Annotated in this window: 19 protein-coding genes; 10 read left to right on the plus strand and 9 right to left on the minus strand. The window is 69.3% G+C overall.

The features are described from left to right. The first annotated feature begins 2 nt into the window (after positions 1-2). The 6 genes from M2437_RS09265 (at position 3) to M2437_RS09290 (ending at position 9,382) form a co-directional block, all read left to right on the plus strand. On the plus strand, positions 3-1,364 hold the full coding sequence (locus tag M2437_RS09265) for a class I adenylate-forming enzyme family protein (protein ID WP_253387211.1): 1,362 nt from the start codon (positions 3-5) through the stop codon (positions 1,362-1,364). Beyond that, positions 1,361-2,107 carry an SDR family NAD(P)-dependent oxidoreductase gene (locus M2437_RS09270; RefSeq protein WP_253387212.1) on the plus strand — a complete coding sequence of 249 codons (747 nt, stop codon included), beginning with the start codon at positions 1,361-1,363 and terminating at the stop codon, positions 2,105-2,107. Before M2437_RS09265 ends, M2437_RS09270 begins: the two co-directional genes overlap by 4 nt. Before the next feature lie 275 nt (positions 2,108-2,382). Then, a complete protein-coding gene (locus M2437_RS09275) occupies positions 2,383-3,327 on the plus strand; it encodes a GNAT family N-acetyltransferase (RefSeq protein ID WP_253387213.1) in 945 nt (314 codons plus the stop codon). Between the two features lie 343 nt (positions 3,328-3,670). Further along, positions 3,671-5,041 (plus strand): O-antigen ligase family protein, encoded by a 1,371-nt coding sequence (locus M2437_RS09280; RefSeq protein ID WP_253387214.1) that lies wholly within the window; start codon positions 3,671-3,673, stop codon positions 5,039-5,041. 178 nt (positions 5,042-5,219) lie between these two features. Next, the gene (locus M2437_RS09285) at positions 5,220-7,343 is read left to right on the plus strand and encodes a GumC family protein (protein WP_253387215.1); all 2,124 of its coding nucleotides are present in this window, start codon (positions 5,220-5,222) and stop codon (positions 7,341-7,343) included. Then, positions 7,340-9,382 carry a right-handed parallel beta-helix repeat-containing protein gene (locus tag M2437_RS09290; protein ID WP_253387216.1) on the plus strand — a complete coding sequence of 681 codons (2,043 nt, stop codon included), beginning with the start codon at positions 7,340-7,342 and terminating at the stop codon, positions 9,380-9,382. Before M2437_RS09285 ends, M2437_RS09290 begins: the two co-directional genes overlap by 4 nt. Before the next feature lie 121 nt (positions 9,383-9,503). On the opposite strand, the gene M2437_RS09295 is transcribed toward M2437_RS09290, so the two are convergent. The 3 genes from M2437_RS09295 to M2437_RS09305 all read right to left on the minus strand — a co-directional run bounded on the left by M2437_RS09295 (position 9,504) and on the right by M2437_RS09305 (position 12,551). After that, the gene (locus M2437_RS09295) at positions 9,504-9,956 is read right to left on the minus strand and encodes a hypothetical protein (protein WP_253387217.1); all 453 of its coding nucleotides are present in this window, start codon (positions 9,954-9,956) and stop codon (positions 9,504-9,506) included. A gap of 496 nt (positions 9,957-10,452) precedes the next feature. Further along, a complete protein-coding gene (locus M2437_RS09300) occupies positions 10,453-11,583 on the minus strand; it encodes a glycosyltransferase family 4 protein (RefSeq protein ID WP_253387218.1) in 1,131 nt (376 codons plus the stop codon). 137 nt (positions 11,584-11,720) lie between these two features. Beyond that, a complete protein-coding gene (locus M2437_RS09305) occupies positions 11,721-12,551 on the minus strand; it encodes a polysaccharide deacetylase family protein (protein ID WP_253387219.1) in 831 nt (276 codons plus the stop codon). A 204-nt stretch (positions 12,552-12,755) separates the two neighbouring features. Between M2437_RS09305 and M2437_RS09310 the strand changes: the two genes are divergently transcribed. Further along, the gene (locus tag M2437_RS09310; protein WP_253387220.1) at positions 12,756-13,754 is read left to right on the plus strand and encodes a lipid II:glycine glycyltransferase FemX; all 999 of its coding nucleotides are present in this window, start codon (positions 12,756-12,758) and stop codon (positions 13,752-13,754) included. Positions 13,755-13,768: 14 nt separating this feature from the next. Next, on the plus strand, positions 13,769-15,121 hold the full coding sequence (locus M2437_RS09315; protein ID WP_253387221.1) for an MATE family efflux transporter: 1,353 nt from the start codon (positions 13,769-13,771) through the stop codon (positions 15,119-15,121). Between the two features lie 272 nt (positions 15,122-15,393). Here the strand turns inward: M2437_RS09315 and fdhF are convergent, their stop codons facing one another. The 3 genes from fdhF to M2437_RS09330 all read right to left on the minus strand — a co-directional run bounded on the left by fdhF (position 15,394) and on the right by M2437_RS09330 (position 20,509). Further along, the gene (gene fdhF / locus M2437_RS09320) at positions 15,394-18,363 is read right to left on the minus strand and encodes a formate dehydrogenase subunit alpha (RefSeq protein WP_253387222.1); all 2,970 of its coding nucleotides are present in this window, start codon (positions 18,361-18,363) and stop codon (positions 15,394-15,396) included. A gap of 52 nt (positions 18,364-18,415) precedes the next feature. Further along, positions 18,416-20,134: an NAD(P)H-dependent oxidoreductase subunit E gene (locus M2437_RS09325; RefSeq protein ID WP_147016382.1), complete on the minus strand. Its 1,719-nt coding sequence runs from the start codon at positions 20,132-20,134 to the stop codon at positions 18,416-18,418. 63 nt (positions 20,135-20,197) lie between these two features. Beyond that, positions 20,198-20,509, minus strand: coding sequence for a hypothetical protein (locus tag M2437_RS09330; protein WP_015824638.1), 312 nt, complete (start codon positions 20,507-20,509; stop codon positions 20,198-20,200). 335 nt (positions 20,510-20,844) lie between these two features. On the opposite strand from M2437_RS09330, the gene M2437_RS09335 reads away from it, so the two are divergent. Together M2437_RS09335 and M2437_RS09340 are read left to right on the plus strand one after the other, a co-directional pair. Next, positions 20,845-20,985 carry a hypothetical protein gene (locus M2437_RS09335; protein WP_277570263.1) on the plus strand — a complete coding sequence of 47 codons (141 nt, stop codon included), beginning with the start codon at positions 20,845-20,847 and terminating at the stop codon, positions 20,983-20,985. A 27-nt stretch (positions 20,986-21,012) separates the two neighbouring features. Next, a complete protein-coding gene (locus M2437_RS09340) occupies positions 21,013-21,783 on the plus strand; it encodes a potassium channel family protein (RefSeq protein WP_015824636.1) in 771 nt (256 codons plus the stop codon). 164 nt (positions 21,784-21,947) lie between these two features. Here M2437_RS09340 and M2437_RS09345 read toward each other — a convergent pair whose 3' ends face one another. The 3 genes from M2437_RS09345 to M2437_RS09355 all read right to left on the minus strand — a co-directional run bounded on the left by M2437_RS09345 (position 21,948) and on the right by M2437_RS09355 (position 26,782). Continuing rightward, the gene (locus M2437_RS09345; protein ID WP_253387223.1) at positions 21,948-22,973 is read right to left on the minus strand and encodes a patatin-like phospholipase family protein; all 1,026 of its coding nucleotides are present in this window, start codon (positions 22,971-22,973) and stop codon (positions 21,948-21,950) included. A gap of 225 nt (positions 22,974-23,198) precedes the next feature. Beyond that, positions 23,199-23,411, minus strand: a complete 213-nt coding sequence (locus M2437_RS09350; RefSeq protein ID WP_003603305.1) for a DUF4287 domain-containing protein — start codon at positions 23,409-23,411, stop codon at positions 23,199-23,201. Between the two features lie 155 nt (positions 23,412-23,566). Next, positions 23,567-26,782 (minus strand): error-prone DNA polymerase, encoded by a 3,216-nt coding sequence (locus M2437_RS09355; RefSeq protein ID WP_253387224.1) that lies wholly within the window; start codon positions 26,780-26,782, stop codon positions 23,567-23,569. Between the last annotated feature and the right edge of the window lies 1 nt (position 26,783).

Genomic DNA, 26,783 nt, shown 5'->3' on the forward strand with positions numbered 1-26,783 from the left:
CGATGATCCTGCGCGAGAGACTTCTGGCGGCGGGCGGACTCGAGGGCCTGTTCCTGTCCGACCACCGCAGCAAAAAAGATCTCGCCGGGATCGTTTCCGGCGAGCGCGACGCCGCCGCGACCGCGGCGCTTGCCGGCCGCCGCGTGCTGCTCGCGGTCGGCGGGCAGATGGCGGCGGCCCGCGCCATGATCGCGCTCGACGGCCTCGCGGCCCGGCTCGCCCTCGTCCCCCCGAAGCTCGCGCCGGAGCACATCGCCCGGATCGCATCGGATTCCGAGGCCGAGATCTGCGTCACCGATGCCGAGGGGCTGCCCCCCGACGCGCTGCCGGGCCTGCCCCGGATCGACGCGGCCGACGCGTTCCGGGCGGGCTCCGAGACATCGCGGGAGACGGACTGGGCACTGGCCACCTCCGGCACCACCGGCGCGCCGAAGCTCGTCGCCCATACCCTCGAAGGCCTCGCCGGCGGCATCAACACGGCTGCGGCGCCGGAGCCCGGCACGGTGTGGAGCACCTTCTACGACATCCGCCGCTACGGCGGCCTCCAAGTGTTCCTGCGGGCGATGCTCGGGCCGTCCTCGCTCGTGCTCTCCGACGCGGGCGAGCCGGTGCGCGACTATCTCGTCCGCGTCGGCGCGGCGGGCATCACCCACATCCTCGGCACGCCCTCGCACTGGCGCCTCGCTCTGATGAGCGCGGCGCTCGACCGGCTGAGCCCCCGCTATGTGCGGCTCTCGGGCGAGATCGCCGACCAGAACATCCTCGACGCCCTGCGCGACGCCTTCCCTGAGGCGCGCGTCGCCCACGCCTACGCCTCGACCGAGGGCGGGGTCGGCTTCACCGTCGAGGACGGGCAGGAGGGTTTCCCGGCCGCGCTGATCGGCACCCGCGCCGGGATCGAGATCACCGTGCGCGAGGACAGCCTGTTCGTGCGCTCTGGCCGCACCGGGCGGCGCTACCTCGGCGCGGCGCCCGAGGCGCTGATCGCCGGAGACGGGTTCATCGACACCGGCGACCTCGTGGAGCGACGGGGCGAGCGCTACCACTTCCTCGGCCGGCGCAGCGGCGTGATCAATGTCGGCGGCGCCAAGGTGCAGCCGGAGGAGGTCGAGACCTTCATCAACGCCTTCCCCGGCGTCTCGATGTCCCGCGTGCGCGCCCGGCCCAACCCGATCCTCGGCGCCGTGGTCGAGGCGGAGGTGGTGTTGCGCGCCGACGCAGGAGCGGATCAGGCGGCGCTGAAGAAGGCGATCATCGCCCACTGCCGCCCGCGCCTGGCCGGACACAAGGTGCCGGCGAGCGTGAAATTCGTGGATGCGCTGCCGATCACGTCGGGCGGCAAGCTGGTGCGGAGGGGCGCGTGAGCGACGATCTCAAGACCGGACGCCTCGTCGTCGTCACGGGCGCGAGCCGCGGGCTCGGTCTCGCCATGGCCGAAACGCTCGCCGCCGACGGGTTTCGCGTGGTGGCGCTCGCCCGGCGCCCGAGCGAGGCGCTGGAGGCCGCGCAGGAAGCCGCCGGCCCGGGCCGGATCGCCTTCATGCCCGCCGATCTCGGCGAGATCGATGCGCTCCAGGCTCTCGCCCAGAGAATCCGGGCCGAGCACGGGCCGGTCTACGGCCTCGTCAACAACGCCGCGCTCGGCACGCCCGGCCTGCTGACGACGATGCCGGCTTCGAAGATCGCCGAACTCGTCCACCTCAACACCCTCGCGCCGATGGTGCTGACCAAGTACCTCGCCCGCGGGATGATGACGGCCGGCGCCGGCCGGATCGTCAATGTCAGCTCGATCATCGCTTTCACCGGCTACAACGCGCTCTCGGTCTACGCCGCGACCAAGGCCTCGATGATCGGTTTCACCAAGTCGCTCGCCCGCGAGGTCGGCCGGCTCGGGGTGACGGTGAACGCGGTGGCGCCCGGCTTCATCGAGACGGCGATGACCGGCGAGATGGACGAGGCGGAGCGCGGGCGCGTGGCCAACCGCAGCGCCCTCAAGCGGCTGGCCGAGCCGCAGGACGTGGCCGACGCCGTCGCCTACCTGATGTCGGACCGCGCCCGCAACGTCACCGGCACCGTTCTGACCATCGATGCCGGCAGCACCGCCTGAAGCCGGCCAGCGACCTTGAACCGAGACTTCACTCGACAACAATTTGCGCGAAATCGATATATTTTGGATGGATTGGGCGGAAAATCGACGCCTATACCAATCCAATCAACAAGACCGGCAGTCCCGAAACGGCATCGTCCGGCTGGCATTGATTTCGCTCTGTTTCGAGCGCGTCTCCGAGCGGGACGAGAGCGCGCCTTGCTCACGGTTCGATCGCGCGGAGCCGTTGGACGAAATGGGTACCGGACAGCGCGACGAGCCGGAGGGGGCCGCCGATGAATGGGGTGAGCGAGACCGTGGAAGACGTCCCACCCGTGGGGGAGGGCGTCCGCAGCGCGCGGGTCAAGGTCCGCTGCCGCACCATCGAGGAGGATGACCTCGCCTCCGTGGTGCGGCTGCTACAAGTCGGCTTCCCCGATCGCTCCGAAGCCTATTGGCGGACCGGGCTCGACCGGCACCGCACCCAGCCGCTGCCCGACGACGTGCCGCGCTACGGCTATGTGCTGGAACGGGACGGGGCCATCGTCGGCGTCCTGCTCGCACTCTACCGCATGGTGACGGACGAGGCCGGCACGCATCTGCGCTGCAACCTCTCGAGCTGGTACGTTCTGCCGGAATTCCGCGCTCTGGGTACCCTGCTCGACGGCTTCGCCATGCGCGACCGGCGGGTGACCTACACCAATGTCTCGCCGGCTCCGCAGACGTGGCAGATGCACAAGGCGCGCGGCTTCAAGCCGGTCTGCTCGGGTCAGATGCTCGTCATGCCGCTGCTCGCCGGCCTCGGCCGGGGGCGCCGCGTCCGCGTGGCCACGCCGGAGACCCTGCGCCTGCTGCCGGAGCCGGAGGCCCGGCTGGTGGCCGACCACCTCGCCTATGGCTGCATCGGCCTCGTCTGTTCGGATGGGGAGAAGGCGTGGGCCGTCCTGTTCCAGCGGCGCGCCATCAAGCTGCGGCCGGGGGAAACCCGGTGGCCGCGCCTGCCCTGCCTCCAACTCGTCTACCGCTCGACCGCGCTCGACCTGTCCGCCTTCCTCGGCGCGATCGGCCGGCATCTCATACTGCACCACGCCATGCCCTGGTTCGTGCTCGATGCCGTGGGCAAGCTGCCCGGCTTTGCCGGACACTTCTTCGAGGGCCGCGCCCCGAAATACGCCCGTGGCCCGAACCCGCCGGCCACCGGAGACCTCACCTATACCGAGGTCGTCCTGTTCGGTGCCTAAGGGCGCTTATCCGCCGAAGCGGCGCCGTTCCGGGCCGGGGAACCCGTCGAAACATGGATCGATGCGGTTTCCGGTCGATGTCGTCGCGCGCCTCTACGCGGCGATCCGCATGGAGCAGCAGCTTCTAGCGCTCAGCGTAAGCCGACGGTCCGATCGAGCCGCTTCGAGATCGATCCGGCGCCGTTCCGAGTGGTCACGAAGTCGCGCGCACGCCTCACAGCCTGAAAGACGCCATAAACCAAGACTCCACGGAGTGTTGGCCCGGATGGGATCGGCGGGGCACGAGTTCGGCTTTCCCGACACCCGGACCAGACCAGAGACGACGTTCCATGGAAGTGCCGGAATGCTGAACTTCCTCTTGGTCGTCGCGGTGGCGGTCTGGTTCGTGCTGCTCTACCCGCTGGCGCGCCACCGACTCGAGACCCGGATGGGGCCGCTGAACGGTCCGCTAGCGGTCCCGTTCGCCCTGACGACGATCTTCGCGCTGCTGCCGCTGGTCTTCAACGTCCCGCGGGATGACGGCAACGCGGTGCTGGAGCAGGGGCTGACGGCCTCCAACCTCGCCCTCATCGTCATGACCGGGCTGACCGGGCTCTATCTCATCGCCCGGATCGCGGTGGACCGGCGCGTTCTGCTGGTGGCGTTCTCGATGCCGTACCTGCCGTTCACGCTGATGATCCTCGTGAACGGCCTCAGCACCGCGTGGTCGATCGTGCCGAGCTACACCGTCTATCGGACCGTGGAGCTGGCGATCTTCACGCTCACCTCGATCCTGATCTTCGACCGCAGCGATATCGAGCGGCGGCTGGCCAACCTCTTCGCGCTGTTCACCGTCGCGTGGCTGGTCGCGACGACGCCGATCATCCTCGACAATTTCGCGCATGGGGTCGTGTTCTCGTCGGCCAAGCACAACCTGATGCCTTATCTCTGCGCCGCGCACGCCTTCCTCGTCATCTTCGACGACCGCATCCCGCACCGGCGCGCCCATCTCCTGCTTGCCTTCGTCGGCTTCGTCATCGCGGGCTCGGCCGCGAGCACCGCCTCGCTCATCGCGGCAGCCCCCGGCCTGATGGTGGCGTCGCGCCACCGCCGGCTGCGCCTCCTCGGCTACACGGCCTTCACCGTCTACCTGATCGTGTTCGTGGCGCTGATGGTCGGGCTGTCGGCCTTCCCCGCCCTGCTCGACGTGGTCTCGGTCGTGCTGCAGAAGCCCCCGGAAGAGCTGGCCGACGCCACCGGGCGCGGCACCTTCTGGCCGGTCTTCATCGAGGCGACCAAGGACCGCTTCGTCGGCGCCGGCTACGCCGCGGGAGACCGCTTCATCCAGCTCCTCATTCCCACCACGGCTTTGGCGGAGACGCTGGCACGCGACGCCGTGTTCATCTCCAGCTCGCACAACATGGTGCTCAGCGCCTGGGCCGGCACCGGCCTGATCGGGCTCGGCCTCTGCGCGATGGTGCTGGGGACCGCCCTGCGCTGGGGGATGAAGCTCGACCGTCCCGGACGCCGCCTCGTCGCCACCTGCGTGTTCTTCCTGATCCTTAACGGCATGACGACGCCGGGCATCTTTCAGGACTGGAACATCAACGTCCTCACCTTCGTGGGTCTGCTGGCCTATGCCCGCATCGGCGCCCTGCGTCGCGCGCCGGTGGGCGCAGCCACCCCCGTTCCGGCGTCCACCGCCTTCGGTCTCCCGGTTGCGGCGTCCGCGTGATGCGCATCCTGGCGCACATCTTGAAGTGTGAGACCCAAACTACCTTCGGCCCGCGGCCGCTGTCCCGAAACGGGAAGGATCGTCCCCGGACGACCCACTCGGGGACGGGAATGGCGGACCGGATCGGTTGCTGCGGGCTCACGAGGCCCGCAGGCGCGTATTGTTCGAGAGTTTCGCGATGACGATGATCGAGCGGATGCCTTCGCGGTTCTTCGTCGGCGCCGAGCCCGGCAAGCCGGACGTGACGCCTGAACCCTGGTTCCTCGACCCGCGTGAGATCGGACGGGCCCTGCGCGCGCGCTGGGCGCTCGTGCTGGCCCCGGCTGTGCTCCTCTTGGTGGCGGCCGTGGCGTGGCTCGCGCTGGTGCCGCCGCTCTACGCCGCCGTGACGCAGATCCTGATCGACCCGCGCGGCATCCAAGTGGTCAAGGACGGCGTGACGCCCTCGGATCAGGCGAGCGATGCGAGCCTGTTCCTCGTCGACAGCCAGATCCGGGTCCTCATCTCCGACGAAGTGCTGCGGCAGGTCGTGACTCGGTTCAAGCTCGATCAGGACCCGGACTTCGTTCGTCCCGCGTCGCCGCTCGAGGCGCTCAAGAGCCGCCTCTCCGCGCTGATCGTCACCGCCGGCGGCCCTGCCGACGACACGCTCACCGCCCTGCGCACGCTGCGCGATCGCACGACTGCGCGCCGCCTGGAGCGCAGCTTCGTGGTCGAGCTCGCCGTCTCCAGCGAGGAACGTCGGAAGTCCGCTGAGCTCGCCCAGGCCATCGCCGAAACCTACCTCACCACCGTCTCGCAGGCGCAGGCGCAGGTCACCCGCAAGGCCGGCGAGGCGGTGTCGAGCCGGCTCGGCGAGTTGCAGGACGACCTCCGGCAGGCCGAGGACAAGGCGCAGAAGTTCCGTGCCGCCAACAACCTCGTCGGCACCCGCGGCCAGCTCGTCAGCGAGCAGGCGCTGACCCAGCTCAACCAGCAGCTCGGCGCGGCGCGTGCCCGGGCCGGCGAGCTGCGCGGGCGGCTCGCCCAGATCGAGGCGGTCGCCAACGGTCGGGCCGACCTCAACTCGGTGACCGAGATCGTCCAGTCCACGACGGTCGCGCAGTTGCGCGCCCAGCTCGCCCAGATCGAGGCGGCTCGGGCCGACACCCTGTCCAACCTCGGCCCCCGTCACCCCACCCTGCGCACCGGCGAGCTGCAGGTGCAGACCCTGCGCAACGACATCAATGCCGAAATTCGCCGCATCGCCGCGGCCACCCGCAACGACTACCGGTCGGCCTTGTCCAACGAGGCCTCGCTCGCCGCCACGCTGGAGAGCCGCAAGAAGGAGGCTCTGTCCGTTGACAAGAGCTTCGTGCGCCTGCGCGAACTGGAGCGGCAGGTCGAAGCGAGCCGCGCGGTCTACGAGGCCTTCCTCGTCCGCGCCCGCGAGCTTCAGGAGCAGCAGCGCCTCGACACCTCGACCTCGCGCGTCATCTCGCCCGCCTCGCTGCCGGAGCGCCGGCTCGGGCCGCCGATCCCGGCCATCTTCGCCGCGGCGCTGGCGGCCGGGCTCGGCCTCGGCACCGCGCTCGCCCTCCTCGCCGTGCCGGCCGCGGGGCGGATCGGTTCGCGCCGCCGGTTTCAGCAGCTCGCGGGGCTCCCCGTGGTCGCCGCCCTGCCGGCCAAGGTGCCGACCCGGACGCGAAGCAAGGCGGGCAGCGAATCCCTGCGCGCCGACACCGCCTACGACGTGGCCGTGGCCCGTCTCGGCAGCCGTCTGCAGCGCGACTTCGGCGCCACGCGGCCGACGGTGGTCCTCGTCACCTCGGCGGACGACCGGAGCGGCAAGTCGGAGCTGGCGCGCAGCCTCGCTGCCTCGGCCGCGCTCGACGGCCAGCGGGTGCTGCTCGTCGATGCCGACCCGGAAGCGATGATCTCGCGCGATCTGCGGAGTCAGGCCAAGCGCGGCGCCGCCGAGGTGCTGCGGACGCATTCGGGGCTCAGCGACGCGCTGGTCGAGGGGCCGACCGGGGTCAAGATCCTGCCCTTCGACGACGCGGCCCTGCGCCTCGGCACCGCGGCCTATACCGGGGCGATCCTGACGGCGGCTTCTGCCTTCGACACGGTCTTCGTCGATATCGGCCTGATCGGCACCGACATCGCTGCCGAGCGACTTGCCCAGGACCAGCGCTTCCCGGCCCTGCTGCTGACGGCCAGCGCCGCCCGCAGCGGCACCGCCCGGCTGCGGCGGGCGCTCGACGCTCTCGGCCGCGACCCGCGGGTGCAGCTCGTCATGACCGACGCCGAGGCCGAGGGGTGAGCCTCGGCCCGCTGCGGAGCGCGGCGGCGTTCCTCGCCGCCGTCCTCATCGGATCGCCGCTCTTCGGCTTCATTGCGGCGGTTCGGGCCGGCGAGGCGAAAGCGCCGCTGATCCTGCGGGTTGCGCCCACCGGAGACAGAGCCCCCCGTCGCGACGACCGCTTCAAGGATCTGCCACTAGCGCTGGCGCGCGTCGCCGCACTGCGCCGCCAGGGGGCGGGGCGGGCGATCGTCGTCGAGCTGGAACCCGGAACGCATCGGATCTCGGCGCCCGTCCGGATCGGCCCCGACCATGCCGGCACGGCCGAGGCGCCCCTGATCCTGCGCGGGGCCGCCGACGGATCGAGCCGGCTCGTCGGCAGCGTGCCCCTGGCGCCCGCATCGCTGCCGCCGCGCCTGCGCGCCCGGTTGCCCGCCTCGGCCCGCGGCGCGGTGCGCGCCTACCAATTGCCCGAGGCTTTGCGCGGGGAGCTCGCCTACCGCGCGCCGCGGCGCCTACGCGAGACGCACCCGCGCGTCACCGAGATCTTCGATGCGGGCGGTGCGTTGCGCCCGGCGCAGTGGCCGAACCCTGGGCCGAACCCCGGCTGGACGACGGTCGCCGCGGCCGAAGCGGGAGGCCTAGCCTTCACCCTCAAGGACGCGTCGGGCCTGCCCGATCTGTCCCTGGAGCGCGACCTGTGGGTGGAAGGCTTCTGGCGCTGGGACTGGCTGCTGGAAACGCTTCACGTGGCACAGGTCGATCAGCGCCGCCGCCGGCTCGAACTGGACCTACCGCCCTACGAGGGCATCCGCGACGGCGCCCGGATGCGGCTGGTCCATGCGCTCGGTGCCCTCGATGAACCCGGCGAATGGTGGCGCGACGGCGAGAGCGGCCTGCTGCTGGCCTGGCCGTCTCCCGGCGCGGCCGACCTCGAAGTCAGCCTCGCCGAGACGCTGATCCGGGCCGATGGCGCGCGGCATCTGCGCATCGAGCGGCTTCGGCTGGAGCGCGCGCGCGGCGACCTGATCGTCGTGCGGGGGGGCGAGGATATCGAGATCCGCGCGAGCGAAATGGCCTGGGCGGCAGGCCGGGCGGCGGTGTTCGAGGGGGTGACCGGGGGCGGCGTCTCCGGCAGCACGGTCCACGATATCGGCGCGAGCGCTGTCCGGCTGGTCGGCGGCGACCGCGCCACGCTCCGGCGGGGCGGGCTGTTCGTGCGCGACACCCGCTTCACCCGCTTCTCGCGGCTGAGCCAGACCCAGAGTTCCGCGATCGAACTCGACGGCGTCGGCGCGGAGGCGAGCGGAAACCTCATCACCGACGCGATCGGCTACGCCATCTACCTGCGCGGCAACGATCACGTCTTTCGCGGCAATGAGGTCGCCCGCCTGATCCACGGCCTGAGCGATACCGGCGCGATCTATGCTGGACGCGACTTCACCGCCCGCGGCTCGGTCATCGAGGACAACTATGTCCACGACATCCGCACCGGGCCGGGAATGGAGGTGAAGGGCGTCTATCTCGACGACATGGCGAGCGGCTTCACCATCCGCCGCAACCTGTTCGTCGATGTGCAGCAACCGGTCTTCATCGGCGGCGGCAACGACAACACGATCACCCGCAACGTCTTCGTCGCGTCGAGCCCGATGGTCGCCCTTGATGCGCGGGGTCTGACGTGGATGAAGCCATCGCTGAACGAAGCGGATTCGGAGTTCCGGGCCGCCTTCGCCGCGATGCCGCTCGACTCCGCGCCCTGGCGGATGCGCTATCCGAAGCTTGCGGAGGCGCTGACCGACGAGCCGGGCGTGGCGCGCAACAACCAGATCGTCGACAACGTGAGTATCGGCAGCGACGACCTCGCGCTCACCGACAAGGCGGAGGCGGGCCGGCAGATCATCCTGTTCAACACCCGCCTCGACGGCCCGGCCCCGAATCCGGGCGACCTCGAGGCGCTGGCCCGCTTCACCGCCGAGCGCGGCATCACGCTTCGCCTCGACCCGTCGAAGATGCGGCGGGATGGGTTACCGGCCTCGCCGTTCACGGACGCGCGGCGCTGACCGCTTGACCAAGCGGCACTGAGGCCGACCCGCGACCGGCTCTCCCTGAGGGTCCGGCCGTTGCGGGGGCAATCGGCGACGATCCAATTCATCGCCGATCGGGATCACGACCGCGGACGCTTCACGCGGCCTTGGACGGCACCTCGGTGAGGGTCGAGAACTCGCTGACGATGGCCTCGTGCACCTGCTTCAGCCAATCCTCGGCGATCCGCGCACGCTCCTCGGCAGCCTCGGCCCGCTCTTCCGCCGCGCGGATGCGCTGCTCGGCCTGAGCCTGCACGTTGGCCGCCTTGGTCTCCGCGGCCCGGACCCGCTCGCTGGCGAGCTTCACGTCGTCACGAACGCGTTCCAGCAGTTCGTGCACGCGCTGCTCCTGCTCCTGAGCCTGCGCCTCGACTTCACGCGTCCGCTGGGCGGCGGCCCGCACGCGGTCGATCAGGTTCGCCCAATCCTGAGAGGAGGAGGGCGACGCCACCACCACGGAGTCGTTCGCATCGGCATCCGATTGGACGAGACGCAGAATACTCGTCAGGCTATCGGCCTGCTTCGGAGCATCGTGAGAAGCGACAGTCATCTCTTGAGACTCAGCGTGATCAAGATCAAGTGGACGCTCCCAGCGCATTTTCTTGATTATGTCCATTATGAAACGCTTCCAGCGAGACATGGATGCCAGGCGGACACAAGCGGGCGATGAATGATCCGCAAAATCACAATCGTTCGAAATAAACAGCCGAAGCAAGTCAAATTTTTAAGGACGATATTGCCGAGTTTGTCTTCCATTAAGATGTTGTAAAAATATCACTAATAGGGCCGATGTATTCTCGATTTGCTATAGAATGTTAATCGCTTCGCTGCGAGACGCTCGGCAGTTCGATAGAGGTTAGTCCTAGCCTTTTCGGACTATCGACCAAGGCTTGACCCTGAGCCAGCCGGATAGATCGATTATTTTCGCTTCCGTCGTTGAATGTAGCCTTCGCTCGGAGCGGCTGCAGAGCGCCCCCCTTCCGTCCTGCGCCGCGAACAAGTCTGGATACAACTTCGCATTGCGTGATCCGGGCCGGAGGGCACGGTCAGGTGCGCTCCGCCAGAAGGGGCTCGAGGGCATCGAGATATCCCGCGACGGCCGCCTCAACCGTGAAATGCGGGAGCGCGCCCTCTGCCGCACGGCGCAGGTCCCGGCGGCGGCCCTCATCGTCGAGGAGCCGCAGGGTCGCATCGACCCAATCCGCCACCGTCATCGGCCGCACCTCGCCACAGCCATAGGTCTCGAGGAGACCACGGGCCGCGCCGGAATGGGGTGAGGCGAGCACCGGCGTCCCGCTCTGGAGCGCCTCCTGCACGACGATTCCCCACACGTCGCCGCGGCTCGGAAACAGGAAGAGTCGGGCCGAGGCGTAGACCGCGGGCAGCGCCTCCTGGCCCAGGAAGCCATCGAAGCGTGCGGAGATTCCCGCCTGCGCGAAGCGCGCCTCCATCTCCCCCCGCAATGGGCCGTCCCCCGCGACCCGGACCGACAGGCGCCGGCCGCGGGAACAGCAGCCGAGCACCACCTCGGTGAAGAAGCGTGCGCCCTTCACCTCCTCGTTCAGCATGCCGCAGAACAGGAGGTCGTAGGGCCGTTCGGTGTCGGGCGGGGGCGGGGCGGGCGGCGTCCAGGCCGGAAAGAGCGGGCTCAGGACGAAGTTTCGAGCCGGCAAGCCGTAGCGAGCCAGCACGGCGCCACTGCCCTCGCTCGGTCCGATCCCGGCGGAGGCCCCCGCGACGATGGCACGGCGCAGCCAGCGATGCGGGGCCGAGCGCTCGCCGGGATCGGTCTCGGGCACCCCGTCGGTGCGGATCAGGGTGGGGATGCGCCGCAGGCGCGCGGCGCCGGCGGCCAACAGCATGGTCGGCGAGAAGTCGTTGAGCACCACCGCCGCCGGATGGAGGGCGGCGAGCCGCGGCACCACCGCCGGGTTGACGTAGAGGTTGCGGATCGAGGAGCGGTGCCAGCGCAGGCCCGGCAGCACCGCATGCCGGTAGAGGCGCGGCGGCGGCATCACCCATTGCCGCGCGCTCTCGCGCGGCGTGCAGGACAGGACGTGCAGGGCCCGGCCGTCTCGGCCGGAGAGCCGTTCCGCCAGATGCTCGTAGAGAACATGCGTGTAGGGCGCGAGCGCCCCGGTCACGACGACGATCGGGCGCATCGCACTGGTTGCCATGGATGGGCGACCTCAGGTCAGGCGCCGCGGACCCGAACCGGCCCGGCGCCGATCGGCAGGGATAGAGCATCGTCCCGAAAGGTGACCACCGGCTTTCGGGACGACGCGGTCAACATGTGTCGAGACCGGAAATCGTCTCAAGCCGCTCCCCGCGCCCGCCCCCCCGTCCGGCGGCCGCCCATCAGCGCCTCGAAATCGGAGACCGGCCAATGCGGTTCGACCACGTGGCGGGGCATCGCCGGCAGGTCCGCTTCGCTCAACGCCCGGCCGCGCCGCGTGGTGAAGAAGGTCCGGTAGCCGCTCTCCAGGGCCAGCGCCGGGTCATGCTCCGGATCGAAATCGTGGCCGGCGACGCCCCAGGGGCAGGCGAAATGGCGGATCTCCCGGCCGGTGAGGGCAGCAAGGTCGTGCCGGGAGCGGGTGATCTCGTCGGCGACCCGCGTGCGGTCGAGCCGGCTCAGGCGCTGGTGGGTGGCGGTGTGGGATCCGATGTCGAGACCGTCGGCGCACCAGGCCGCGATCTCGGCCCGTCCCATATAGAGGCGCCCGCTCGGGGACAGGGACGTCGCCCGGTCGAGGCCGGGCGGCGTGCTCGGCGGCGCGTCGATCCAGTCGCTGATGAGGAAGACGATGCCCGGAATGCCCAGGGCCCGCAGAACCGGACGCGCCACCTCGAAGGTGTCGGCATAGCCGTCGTCGAGGGTGACGAGGAAGGCGCGGTCGCGGGCCGGCCAGCCCGCGGCGAGGCGCTCGGCGGCCCCGTCGGCATCGATGAAATCGCCGTACCGGCCGAGATGGCGCAGTTGCGCGGCGAAACGATCCTGCTGGGCTTCGGGCACCTGATGGTAGCACAGGGTGTAGAGACCGGGCTCGGCGCAGGCCAACGACTTGAACAGGGCGCTCCCGCGCAGGGCGAGCGCGCGCAGGGCCGGCGCGCGGCGCAACGTCGTTTTGACCCAGTGCTTCATCCGCGTCTCACCCTCCGATGCCTGCATCTATCACAGAGATAAGCCGATGGCTTCTGCACAAATCATCCCGAGCGACCGTGGTTAATCTGACATATTGGTTTCAATATTGATGACGGCGCGGTGGCTCGTCCCTTGCTCATCAGCGTTAGGCAGGCCATGGCCTGTCCCGCGCCGGAACGGCCGGCACGGAGAGGATGTTCGAAGGTGGGGCAACTGACGGTCGTCGACGTCACGGACGATCCCGATTGGGACGCGGCGGTCTGGCAGCAGCCGGGCGCCAATCTCTACGCGTCGCGCCGCTGGGGCGAGTACAAAAGCTGCATCGGCTGGGACGTGCGGCGGCTCGCCATCCGCGCGGGTGACGGGCAGGCGCTCGCCTACGCCCAGGTTCAGCGCCGCCGCCGCTGGCTCGGCCACGTCGTCCTGGCGCAGGGCTGCCCGGTCCTGACACGGCTGGGCGAGAAGCGGGCGGAGGCGGTGTTCCGCGCCTTTCTCAGGCATCTCGAACTCGGCCGCCTCGATCTGCTCGGCGTGAACTACCAGCAGTTCCAGACGCCGGCAGCGGTGCTGGCCCTGCTCGGCCACGGCTTCGCGCCGGTCGTCACCGCCCGGACGCACACGCTGGAACTGGATCTGACCGAGGAAATGGACCAGATCCGCTCCGCCATGGAGGGCCGCTGGCGCGACGTTCTCAAGACCGCCGAGCGAAACCCGGATCTCACGACCACATTCCCGACCGGTCCGGCCGAGCGGCTGGCGGCCTTCGAGACCTTCGGCCGCCTCTACGATGCCCTGAAGCGGCGCAAGGGCTTCCGCAACAGCCTCGACACGGCGGCCTTCCGCGATCTGGCCGCGAACGACCCGAATCTGCTGTTCCTCGAAATGCGCGAGCGGGACGAACCCGTTCTGGTGCGGATCATCCACCGGACGGCGAACCGCTGGACGGACTTCTACGTCGCCTCGAACGAGCGGGCCAAGGCGACCGGAGCCGGCCGCCTCGCCCTCTGGCGCCTGATCGAGCGGGCCAAGCGCGAGGGGGCCTCAGTGCTCGATCTCGGCGGCATCGACCCTGCCGGCAATCCGGGCGTCACCGAATTCAAGCGCGGCGCCAGCCGCAACGTCGTGGCGTCCAACCCGCTCTGGCTGTTCAGCCGGAGCCGGGCGATGCGCCGCGCCGCGACGGCCATCCTGGCCACGCGCTGAGCAGGACATCCGCGATGCCCGAAGCCCACACCGCGCCCGTCCCGCCGGCAGGCCTGCTCCGGCGCGCCGCCGGCCTCGTCCGGCGCCCGCCGGCCGCGCTCGCAGCCCTGGCCGACCAGGGCGTCGTCAGCGGCTTCGGCTTCCTCAGCGGCATCGTCGCCGCCCGCCTGCTCGGCATCGCCGAGTTCGGGCATTTCGCGATGATCCTGATCGTGCTCACCTTCGCGCAGGCCCTGCACAACGCCCTCATCACCGCGCCGATGATGACGCTGGTCGGTGCCCGCAGCGGCGTCTCGACGGCCTATGCCGCGACCATCCTTACGGGCGCCTTCCTGCTCTGCGTGCCCGGCGCGGTCTTCGTGGTGATCGCCCTCCTCATCGGCGGGATGTCGGGCGAGACGCTTCTGGCGGCCTGCGCCCTGATGCTGGCGCAGAACCTCCAGTTCACCCTGCGCCGCCTCCTGTTTGCGAAAGGTCGGGGCGTGCAGGCCCTGCTCATGGATTTCGCCCGCGCCGCGAGCTTCCCCTTCATCGCCCTGCTGATCTGGCTTGAGCACGACGTCATCGGCAGCAACGGCTTCGTCTGGCTGCTCGCCGCGACCTCGTTCGCGACCTGCCTGCCCTTCATCGTTGCGTTCGGCCGGCCGATCCTGCGCCGGCCCGGCTGCGTGCAGACCGGCGCAGTCTTTCGGCGCCACATCCCGCTCGCCCGCTGGCTCCTGCCGATCGTCTTCGTCACCTTCGTCCAGGAACAGCTCATCTGGCTCGTGGCAGGCGCGACGCTGGGCCTCGAGGAACTCGGCGGCCTGCGGGCGGCGCAGTACCTCGTCGGGACCGTGCTGCTGCTGCTCGCCGCCACGGAGAACGTCCTGCCGGTGGCCGCCGCGCGCGCGCATTCCGAGGGCGGGGAGGCGGCCCTGCGCCGCTACCTCATGCGCACGGGCATCAAGCTCGGGGTGCCGATCATCGCGATCCTCGCGGTCCTCGCCATTCCGGGCGCGATGTGGCTGCGCCTGATCTTCGGGGCGGAATATGCGGCCTATGCCAACTGCCTGCACATCCTCTCGGTCAGCGTCGTGGTCGTGCTGGCCCGCGACCTCACCGCGAACTACTTCCGCGCCAAGCAGAACACCCGGGTGCTGTTCGCCTCGCTCTGCGTGAGCATGCTCGTGTCGCTCGCCGTGGTGGTCCCGCTGATGCAGGCCGGCGGCGTCAGCGGCGCCGCGGCGGCGGTGGGGGCGGGGCACCTCGCCTCCCTCATCTACCTCGTGCTGGCCGCGCGGCGGCAATCGCGCCCGGCCTCGGCATGGCCGATGCCGGGCCGGTGGCGGCGCTCGCTCAGGCCGGCCAAGTCGGCGCAGACCTGAACACCGCCGGGGATCGGGGCGAAACGCACCCGACTTCGACGGTGCGAAGCACGGTTCGAAGCGGGGAGACGGTTTCACGCGACGGCCGAGGCCGGACGGTCGGCCTTCGACACAATGTGGGCCGCTGGAATGCCCGCCTTTGGGCAATCCAGCTCGACGGGCTCAAGCGACCGGGTTTGCACGCGATCGATCGCGCGGCCTGATTCTTCGTCGGCGTGCGGGAAGCACGGCAGACCGGGCGGCGCGCCTGAACGCGCCGCCCGTCACACGCTTTACTCGGCGGCCATCGGCGCAGCCTCCGCCGGGACGACGCGGGCTGCGCAGAATTTGAACTCGGGTATCTTTCCGAGGGGGTCGAGGGCGGGGTTGGTCAGAAGGTTGGCGGCGGCTTCCGCGTAGCAGAAGGGCATGAAGATCATGCCGATCGGCACGTCCCGGTCGGAGCGCACCTTCAACACGACGGCGCCGCGCCGTGTTTCCAACCGCATCGACCCGCCCGGCCGGAGACCGAGCCGGTAGAGCTCCTTTGGTGCCATGAAGGCCACCGCCTCCGGCTCCAGCGCGTCGAGCACGCCCGCGCGCCGGGTCATCGAGCCCGTGTGCCAATGTTCGAGCACGCGGCCGGTCGAGAGCACCATCGGGAACTCTTCATCCGGCACCTCGTCCGGCGGCACGATCGCCGCGGGCACGATCTTGGCGCGCCCGCTCTCGGTCGGGAAGCCGGCATAGAAGATGATCTCGTTGCCAGGCTGGTCCGGGGCATCGACCGGATAGGTCACCGCCCCCTCGCGCTCCAGCCGCTCCCAGGTGATGTTGTTCAAGGACGGCATCACCTGCGCCATTTCGGCGAAGATGTCGGCCGGGCCGCCGTAGTTCCAGTCGAGGTCGAGGCGTCGGGCCAGTTCCTGGATGATCCACCAATCCTGGCGCGCATCGCCCGGAGGCGCGACGACGGGCTGGGCGATCTGCACGCGCCGGTCGGTGTTGGTGAAGGTACCGGCCTTCTCGGCAAAGGCCGAGGCCGGCAGCACCACGTCGGCGTGGAAGGCCGTCTCGGTCAGGAACAGGTCCTGCACCACGAGGTGGTCGAGCATCGCCAGCGCGTGGCGGGCGTGGTTGAGGTCGGGGTCGGACATCGCCGGGTTCTCGCCCTCGACGAACATGCCCCGGATCTCGCCCGCGTGGATCGCGCGCATGATCTCGACCACGGTGAGGCCCTTCTGAGGATCGAGGGACTGGCCCCAGAACTCCTCGAACAGCTCGCGCACCGCGTCCTTCTCGACCGACTGATAGTCCGGGTAGACCATCGGGATCAGGCCGGCATCGGACGCGCCCTGGACGTTGTTCTGGCCGCGCAACGGGTGCAGGCCGGTACCGGGCCGGCCGATCTGGCCGGTGATGAGGGCGAGCGCGATCAGGCAGCGCGAGTTGTCGGTGCCGTGGACGTGCTGGCTGACGCCCATGCCCCAGAAGATGAGCGATGACTTGGCCCGGGCGTAGAGCCGGGCGACCTCGCGCAGGGTCTCGGCGTCGATGCCGCAGACCGAGGCCATCTTCTCCGGCGTGAAGTCGACGATCTTCTCGCGCAGAGCCTCGAAGTTCTCGGTGTAGCCGGCGATGTACTGCTCGTCGTAGAGGCCCTCCGTGACGATCACGTTGAGCATCGCGTTGAGCATCGCCACGTCCGAGCCGGGGCGGAAGGCGAGGTGCCGATAGGCGTGGCGCGACAGCGTCTGGCGCCGCGGGTCCATGATGATCAGCTTGGCGCCGCGCTGCTTCACCGCGTTCTTGAGGAAGGTCGCCGCGACCGGATGGTTCACGGTCGGGTTGGCGCCGATGACGACGATGACCTCGGCGTCGAGCGCTGCCGAGAAGGGAGCGGTGACGGCGCCGGAATTCAGGCCCTCCATCAGCGCGGCCACCGACGAGGCGTGGCACAAGCGCGTGCAGTGATCGACGTTGTTGGTGCCGAAGCCGAGGCGGACGAGCTTCTGGAAGAGGTAGGCCTCCTCATTCGAACCCTTGGCCGAGCCGAAGCCCGCCAGCGCCTTGCGCCCGTTGGTGTCACGGATCGCCTTCAGGCCGCCCGCCGCGCGGTCGAGCGCCTCGTCCCAGGTCGCCTCGCGGAAATGCGTCCAGGGGTTGGCCGGATCGACCTGATCGTTGGCGTCCTTGGGCACGTTCTCCAAGCGGATGAGCGGCACCGTCAGGCGGTGGGGGTGGTGGACGTAGTCGAAGCCGAAGCGGCCCTTCACGCAGAGCCGGTTCTGGTTGGCCGGTCCGTTCACGCCCTCGGCGTAGACGATGCGCTCGTCCTTGACCTTGTAGGAGACTTGGCAGCCGACGCCGCAATAGGGGCAGAGCGACTTCACCTCGCGGTCGGGATAGACCGTCCGGGTCTGGTTGGCGTCGAGATAGGCGGCCGGCATCAGCGCGCCGGTGGGGCAGGCCTGGACGCACTCGCCGCAGGCGACGCAGGTGGAGCCACCCATCGGATCGTCGAAGTCGAACACAACCTTGGAGCCCGCGGCGCGGTAGGCCATGCCGATCACGTCGTTGACCTGAACCTCGCGGCAGGCGCGCACACAGAGATTGCACTGGATGCAGGCGTCGAGGTTGACGCTCATCGCCGGATGGCTGACGTCGCTGGTCCAGCGCTCGGCCGCCGGGAAGCGGCTCTCGGTCACGTCGAGAACGTCGGCCTGCACCCAGAAATGCGACGACGGGTCATGCGAGGTCGCGCGCTCGGGCTGATCGGCCACGAGCAGTTCGAGCACCATGGCGCGGGCCTTGGTGGCGCGCTCGGTGGCCGATTTCACCTTCATGCCGATCGCGGGCGTGCGCTTGCACGAGGCGGCGAGCACGCGCTCGCCCTCGATCTCGACCATGCAGGCGCGGCAATTGCCGTCCGGGCGGTAACCGGGATCGGGCTTGTGGCAGAGATGCGGGATATGCGTGCCGAGGCGCTTGGCGACCGCCCAGATCGTCTCGCCGGGCTGGGCCTCGACCTGTTGGCCGTCGAACTCGAAGGCGATGGTCGCAGGCGCGACCGGGGCGTCCTTGATGCCGTAGGTGCCCGAAGGGTCGGGCGCGGCCTGGCCACCCGACTTGGCGCCCTGCGAGTAGGCGCCGCCGGACGTCGATGGCGCGCCATTTGCCGGCCCGCCGGCATCCTGACGTTCGTCGGCGCGGATCTCGGGCTGTTCGATCTTGTTGCCGTGCGGTTCGGGGCCGTTGCTCATGCGTCCGCTCCAGGCTCTGGCATCGTGTGAGGAGACATCGTCGGGCTGGGCGTCACTCGGCCGCCACGGCCCGCGGCTCCGGGAAGAGATCGGGGAAATACTTGATCACGGTGCTGACGGGGTTCGAGGCCGCCTGACCGAGACCGCAGATTGAGGCGTCGCGCATGCACTGCGCCAGCTCGCCGAGGAGATCGGTGTCCCACACGCCGTTCTCCATCAGCATGCGGGCCTTCTGCGTGCCCGAGCGGCAGGGCGTGCACTGGCCGCAGGACTCGTCCTCGAAGAACTTCATCAGGTTCAACGCGGCACCGCGCACATCGTCCTGATCGGACAGGATCACGACCGCGGCCGAGCCGATGAAGCAGCCGTATTTTTCCAGCGTGCCGAAATCGAGCGGGATGTCGTTCATCGAGGCCGGCAGGATGCCGCCAGAGGCCCCGCCCGGCAGGTAGGCCGCGAAGCTGTGGCCGTCAGAGATGCCGCCGCAATACTCGTCGATGAGTTCCTGGATGGTCAGGCCGGCGGGCGCGAGCTTGACGCCCGGCTCCTTGACCCGGCCCGAAACCGAGTAGGAGCGCAAGCCGACGCGGCCGTTGCGCCCGTGGCTCTTCCACCATTCGGCGCCGCGCTCGATCAGGTCGCGCACCCAGAACAGCGTCTCGATGTTGTTGATCAGCGTCGGCCGGTTGAACAGGCCGACCTGGAACGGGAAGGGCGGCTTGTGCCGCGGCAGGCCGCGCTTGCCCTCCAGCGACTCGATCAGCGAGGATTCCTCGCCGCAGATATAGGCGCCCGCGCCCCGGCGCAGGTGGATGCGAGTGCCGCCCTCGGGGAGCTTCGCAATCTCGCGGGCCAGGATCTCGCGGGAGATCGGGTACTCGTCGCGCAGGTAGATGTAGACGTCGGCGGCCTCGACGACGTGGGCGCCGATCAGCATGCCCTCAAGGAAGCGGTGCGGGTCGGTGTTGAGGTAGAGCTGGTCCTTGAAGGTCCCGGGCTCGCCCTCGTCGCCGTTGACCGCCATCAGCCGGGGTCCGGGCTCGCCGCGCACGGAGCGCCACTTGCGGCCCGTGGGGAAGCCGGCGCCGCCGAGGCCGCGCAGGCCGCCGTCGTCGAGCACCTTCAGCACGTCATCGACCGGCAGTTCGCCGCTGCGCAGGCGCTCCAGGGTCGCGTAGCCGCCACCGGCCCGGTAGGCGTCGTAATCGACGTAAGTGGGGATGTGGGCGTGGGTGTCCTCGGCCTCAACCGCCGCGCGCACGGAGGCGAGGTCGGCCCGGTGCAGGAAGTTGTGCCCGACCTCGACCGCCGGGGCGTGGTCGCACAGGCCGACACAGGGCGCGCGCACGACGCGGACCGCATCCGAGGCCAGCTCGCGCTGCAGCGTCTCCAGCAGCTCGTCGGCGCCGAACATGGCGCAGGTGATGCTGTCGCAGACCCGGATCGTCAGGCGCGGGATGTCGGCCTCACCCTCCTTCACCACATCGAAATGCGCGTAGAAGGTCGCAGTCTCGAACACCTCGGCGAAGGCGAGGCTCATCTCGTCGGCCAGCGCCGCGAGATGATCGGCGCTGATCTGGCCGTAGGTGTCTTGGATCAGGTGCAGGTGCTCGATCAGCAGGTCGCGCTGGCGCGAACGGGTGCCGAGCAGTTCCTCGATCTCGACCTTGGCGTGGGGATCGACCTGACGCCCCTTCGGCACGGCGCGGGCGACGTTACGGCCACGGCCCGGATGCGCGAAGCTCCGGACAGTCCCACTTGCCTCACTCATGACGCGACCTGTGTTCCAACTAATGGGGACGGAGGGACGGAAAAGTGCCGGGGAGTGGGGCGGTTACTGGCCGCCAAAGGCGCGCAGCGGTTGTCCCGCCTCGGAGCGCGTCCGCATGGTGACCGCTCCCGATGCCTCGTCCAGCGAAGCGATACGGGGACCGACGACGGCGTCGAGTTCCGTCTCGAACGCGTCGAGCGCGGCGTTCAGTCGTTCCAGACGATCGGCACCCGACGATCCGCCGCCTTCGGCTTCGAAAGCCTTCACCAGGACATCTCGAACCTGGGCGATCAATTCCTGCGTAAGCGGCGGCTTAGCTTGCGCGGCATAAGCATCCGTAACGGCGGCCGCGAGGCGGCTGACATCCATGATCATGCCTGCACAAGGGTGGAATAGGAGAGGCTTTGCATATTCGCTCGCCTGAGTTGTAGGGGGCCCGATCTGAAATCAGGCGATATAATGCAGGGATTACGTCAGATTGTCATTATATTAAACTGCATGTGGAGCATACCCCACCAGCGTTTCACGCTGCCTTGAGGCCCAGTTCCATCGCATCCAGGCGGCAAGACAGGGGTTGACGGCGACACCTTTGCCGCAAGCCAGGCCTGACGATCCGACTTCGCCGCCGCATCTCCCCGCTCGATGATGTCTCTGGCAACACGGTTGGGATCACCATGCGTCGTCGGTTGCCCAAGCGCCGTTCAGGCGCCATGGGAACCCGCCTGTCGGAACGGGTTCTGGCTGCCTCGGGCGTGCTGCTGCTCGCGGCGATCACCCCGCTGCGGTTGTCCCGGCCCACAGGCGACGCAAAAGGCTTCGTGGCCGGATACCTGCCGACACAGAGCTCATAGGCTCAGCTCCCTTCAGGCCGGCGATCCATGGCAACTCTGACCGCAACGATACACGATCTGTACGAGGGCGAGACCAGACGGGCGCACCGCTTCCGCTACGCCCTGCTCGTGTTCGACGTGGCAACGATCGCCTTCGTCATGGTCACCTCGTTCCTGCCGCTGATGCCCTGGATCATCGCCTGCGACCTGGTGCTGGGCGTATGCGTGCTGCTCGATTTTGCCGCCCGCCTCAGCATCAGCCGCGCCCCCGCGCGCGAGTTCCTGCACCTGAGCACCTGGACCGACGTGATCGCGATCGCCTCGTTCCTCGCCCCGGTGGTGGTCGAAGGCATCGGGTTCCTGCGCGTTCTGCGCACGTTGCGCCTGCTGCGCACCTATCATCTGCTGGAGCGACTGCGGAAGGACAGCAAGCTGTTCCGCCGCAACGAAGATGTCATTCTGGCCGCTACCAACTTGGTGGTATTCGTCTTCACGATGACGGGCATTGTCTACGCGACGCAGCACAACACCAACCCGGCCATCCAGACGCCGATCGATGCGCTGTACTTCACGGTGACATCGCTGACGACCACGGGCTACGGCGATATCACCTTACCAGGGCCCACCGGGCGGCTGCTCTCGGTCTTCGTGATGATCTGCGGCGTGACGCTGTTCTTTCGTCTCGCTCAGGTGGTGTTCCGTCCCTACAAAGTGCGCTTCCCTTGCGACGCCTGCGGGCTGCAACGCCACGAGCCCGACGCCGTGCACTGCAAGGCCTGCGGCAACCTGATGAAGATCCCCGACGAGGGCGATGACTGAACTCCAGGCCGCCTGCAAACGCGCGGAACGGGGGGATGACGGGTGATCCGCAAGAGGTCGGCAGCGGCCCGGCGCACGGCTAAGCCGACGCGTTGCAAGCCTGAAGGATCATTTCGAGAACCAGCTTTTACCGTTCGGGGCAATGGCTTGTCGGCACCCGCCCCTCACGGGCACTCGTAGTGGAAGCGCCCGCCGGAAGTCGGCAGTTCGGCCAGGCGTTCGAGCCCCCGCCGCATGTCGCGGGCACCCGCCTCCCAGCGGTCGCGGATCGAGGAGGGCGAGAAGTCGAAGCTCTTCGACGCGAGCTGGTCCGCGCCGGCCTGATGGACGATGTGCAAGAGCGTCGCGGCGGGGCCGTCCGGGTCGAGCCGCTCGCGCAGGGCGTAGCTGCGCGCCAGTCCCGTCACCGCGCGCCGGGCGGCGCTGGCGAAGATGAGATCGTTGGCCCGTTCCAGCACCGCGTCGAGCGAGCGGGGCCGATCGGCCCGCAGCGAGAACAGGTCGAGGGCGATGCAGAGCAGGTCGCGGGTCGGCTCGGGCTCGAACAGCGGATCGAGGGGGAGGTTGTTGGTGTAGCCGGCATCGCACAGCATCCGCCCGTCGATCTCGACCGGCGGGAACGCCGGCAGCAGGGCGGCGCTGGCCAGGATGTGCTCGGGCTGGATCGTCTGGCGGGTGTTGTCGAAGAACACCTCCTCGCCGGTCGCCACGTCGATGCAGGCGATGGTGAGCCGGATCTCGGCCCGGTTCAGGCGCTCAAAGTCGACGAGCCGCTCAAGCGTGGCGCGTAGGGGCCTGTGGTCGAAGAGGGCAACGTCGTTGGGCACCCAGGGCAGGGCCGACCACAGGCCGGGATAGCGGTGCGTGAAGATGCTGGGCCGCCCCCAGGCCAGCGTCAGGAGCGAGTGGAGGGCATTGTAGTACTGCCGCGGCTTCAGGAAATCGGTTCCGGAGAGGCCGGTATGCAGGGTCGCCTCGTTCCAGAACCGGTGAAGCCGCTCGATCCGATCCTCCGGCGCGTTGCCGGCGATGATCGCACCGGTGACGGCCCCCATGGAGGCGCCCACCAATCGGTCCGGCCGGATGCCGCGGGCCTGCAGAACCTCGAAGGCGCCCGCGTGATAGGCACCGAGCGCGTTGCCGCCGCCGAACACGATGGCGGTGTCGCGCGGTTGGGAGACTGTCTGCATCGACGGAACGGACCTTTTTTCTTCGCGGTGGACCGAGCCAGACCGCGCCCGTTCGCAGGATCATCGTGGCCCCCCTCGCGCTCGGACTAACCCGGCGGCCGGCCATCCTGTTCGATCAGCGACCGGTAAGCCCTCGCGGTTGGCGAGGGGCGGCGCCTCGGATGAACGGCCAGCCGGCCTGAATGCGCGCAGGCGTGTTGAGGGCGAACAGCGACCGAAGAGGGGTCACTTCCGTTCCGCCGCGAGGACGTGGGCCACGATCGCGTTGGCGTGTCCGTGACCCATTCCGTGGTCGGCCTTCAGCATCGCGACCAAGTCCATGTGCTTGGCCGGAAGCCTCTTCCGCACGATCTCCTGCCACTCGCCGATGGGACGCCCGTACGTCTTCTCGATGGAGGGAAAGTATGAGGCCGGTCCCTTGATCGGTTCAGCAGACACGTCGAGACGGGCTCCGGGCGATGCGGATTGAGTGCGGTTCGGTCACAGACGGCCCGCACCGCAGAGCCATCTACAGAGTGATACGGATTGCGCGTCAACGCCCGCTCGGCCTCGATCGTGGCTCCTCGCGGGGGTCAGGCCGACCGGGTATCGCGCTACCGGAAATTCCGTGCCCGCACCGGCAGCGCGGCCTCACGCGGATCGGGCCGGACGCTCTGGCCGGTCTCGTCGCCGCGACCGGTGCGCAGGGCGATCGTCTCCTCGCCGATCCGCCGCAGCAGGCCGGAGCGGTCGAACAGCTCCACGGCCACGAGGTGGATCACGTCGCCGACCCGCTGCACCCGTCCGCGGCAGGCCATCAGCCGGGCACCGAGCACGACCCGGCGCTGCCGGTCGAACAGCTCGGGCCGGACGATCAGGTTGGCGATGCCGGTCTCATCCTCCAGGGTCATGAACATCGTGCCCTTGGCCGAGCCCGGCCGCTGGCGCATCAGCACGATCCCGGCGACGACGATCGGCGCCCCGTTGCCCGCCCGCTCCAGCGCCGCGCAGGGCCGGGCCCCCAGAGTGGTAAGGGTCTCGCGCAGGAAGGCGAGGGGGTGGGCGCGTAGGCTGAGGCCGTTGGCGCAGTAATCGGCGACGACCTCTCCGCCCGCGCTCATCACCGGCAGCGATACGGCGGGCTCCGCCGTCTGCGCCGGCTCGGCCTGTATCGGTCCGGACAGGGCGGCGAAGAGGGGGAGGGGATCGGGCCGCAGGGCCTTGACCGCCCAGGCGGCCTCGCGCCGGTTGAGGCCGAGCGAGCGGAACGCATCGGCCCGCACGAGGCAGGTCAGGCTGGCTGCCGGGATGCCGGCCCGGTCCGCCAGTTCGGGCAGGGAGGCGAAGGGGCGCCCGCCGCGTGCCGCCACGAGACGATGCCCGTCCCGTTCGGCCAAGCCGCTCGCGAGGCGTAGCCCCAGGCGCACCGCGAACAGTTTCCGGCCCGCACCGAGCGTCTCCAGGGTGCAGTCCCACTGCGAGAAATTTACGTCGAGCGGGCGGATCTCGACGCCGTGGGCGCGGGCGTCGCGCACGATCTGGGCGGGGGCGTAGAAGCCCATCGGCTGCGCGTTCAGCAGCGCGGCGCAGAACACATCCGGATGGTGGCACTTCATCCACGAGGAGGCATAGGCCAGGAGCGCGAAGGAGGCGGCGTGGCTCTCGGGGAAGCCGTAGGAGCCGAAGCCCTCGAGCTGCTTGAAGGTGCGCTCGGCAAAATCGCGGGCGTAGCCGTTGGCGACCATGCCCTCGACGAGGCGGTTCTGGAAGCGGTGGACGCCGCCCGTGAACTTGAAGGTCGCCATGGAGCGGCGCAGTTCATCGGCCTCCGTCGCCGAGAAGCCGGCGCCGACCATCGCCACCTGCATCGCCTGCTCCTGGAACAGCGGCACGCCGAGCGTCTTCTCCAGCACCGCCTTCAATTCGGGCGTCGGGTAGGTCACCTCTTCGAGGCCTTCGCGGCGGCGCAGATAGGGGTGGACCATGTCGCCCTGAATCGGCCCGGGGCGCACGATCGCCACCTCGATGACGAGGTCGTAGAACTCTTTCGGCTTCATCCGCGGCAGCATCGCCATCTGCGCGCGGCTCTCGATCTGGAAGACGCCGAGGGTGTCGGCGCGCCGGATCATCGCGAAGGTCGGCTCATCCTTTGAGGGGATCGAGGCGAGGTCGTGCGGGTCGTTCTTGACCTCGGCCAGCAGGTCGAAGGCGCGGCGCAGGCAGCCGAGCATGCCGAGCCCGAGCACATCGACCTTCATGAACTTGAGGGCGTCGATGTCGTCCTTGTCCCACTCGATGACCTGACGGTCGGCCATCGCCGCGGGCTCGACCGGCACCAGTTCGTCGAGCCGGTCGAGGGTCAGGACGAAGCCGCCGGGATGCTGGGAGAGGTGGCGCGGCGTGCCGATCAGCTCGCGGGCGATCGCCAGCGTCAGGCGCAGGCGCCGGTCGTCGGGGTTGAGGTTGAGTTCGCGCAGTTCGCGCTCGCCGACGCCCTCGCTGCTCCAGGACCAGGTCATGCGGTTGAGGGCGCCGGTCACGTCCTCGGGCAGGCCCATCACCTTGCCGACCTCGCGCAGGGCGCCCCGCGAGCGGAAGCGGCTGACGATGGCAGTGAGCGCGGAGCGGTGGCGGCCGTAGGTCTGAAAGATCCACTGGATCACCTCCTCGCGGCGCTCGTGCTCGAAATCGACGTCGATGTCGGGCGGCTCGCGGCGCGCCTCCGAGACGAAGCGCTCGAACAGCAGGTTCTGCCGCGTCGGATCGATCGAGGTGATGCCGAGACAGAAGCAGACTGCGGAATTGGCCGCCGAGCCGCGCCCCTGGCACAGGATCTTTTCGCGATTGGCGAAGGCGACGATCGACTCGACCGTGAGGAAGTAGGGGGCGTAGGCCAGCCGCCCGATCAGGTCGAGTTCGTGGCGCAACTGGCGCGTCACCGCCTCCGGCACGCCGGCTGGATAGCGCCGTGCCGCGCCGGCCCAGGTCAGGACGTCCAGGCGTTCCTGCGGCGAGAGCCCGTCCTCGCGGCTTTCCGTCGGGTAGGTGTAGGCGAGGTCGTCCAGCGAGAAGCGGCAGGCCGCCGCGATCTCGCCCGCCCGCGCCAGCGCCTCGGGGAAGCGCGCGAACAGGCGCGCGGTCTCGGCCGGGGGTTTGAGGAAGCGGTCGGCGTGGCGCTCCTTGGCAAACCCGGCCCGGTCGATGGTGAGCCCGAGCCGGATGCAGGTCACCACGTCCTGCAGGCGGCGCCGGCCCGCGACATGGTAGAGGATGTCGCCGGTGGCGACGGTGGGCACCCGCGCGGCGCGGGCGGCGGCGGCCAAAGCATCGAGCCGGTCGGCGTCGTCGGGGCGGAAGCGGCGGGTCAGCGCGCAGGACGCGCGGGCGCCGAACAAGCCCTTGAAGCGGGCGAGGTCGTTCGGAAGCGCCGGTCCCGGATGCTCGGCGAGCAAAATTGCAAAAAACCCCTCCTGCCACTCTTCGAGATCGCGCCATGTCAGGCGGCAACGGCCCTTGCCACCCCTGGCCTTGCCCAGACTGAGCAACCGGCAGAGCCGGCCGTAAGCGGCGCGGTCGGTGGGGTAGACGAGGAGCGGTGAAGACAGATCGTCGAGGTCGAGCCGGCAGCCGACGACGAGGCGCACGCCCGTGACCTTCGCCGCCTGATGCGCGCGGACCATTCCGGCCAGCGAGCCGTGATCGGTGACGCCAAGCGCCGGGATGCCGAGCAAGCTCGCTGCGGAAAACAGCTCCTCCGGGCTCGAGGCGCCGCGCAGGAAGGAGAAATGCGTCGTGACCTGAAGCTCCGGCGTGCTCATGGTGAGTTGCATC

This window comes from Methylorubrum pseudosasae, assembly GCF_029504475.1.
Classification (GTDB): Bacteria; Pseudomonadota; Alphaproteobacteria; order Rhizobiales; family Beijerinckiaceae; genus Methylobacterium; species Methylobacterium extorquens.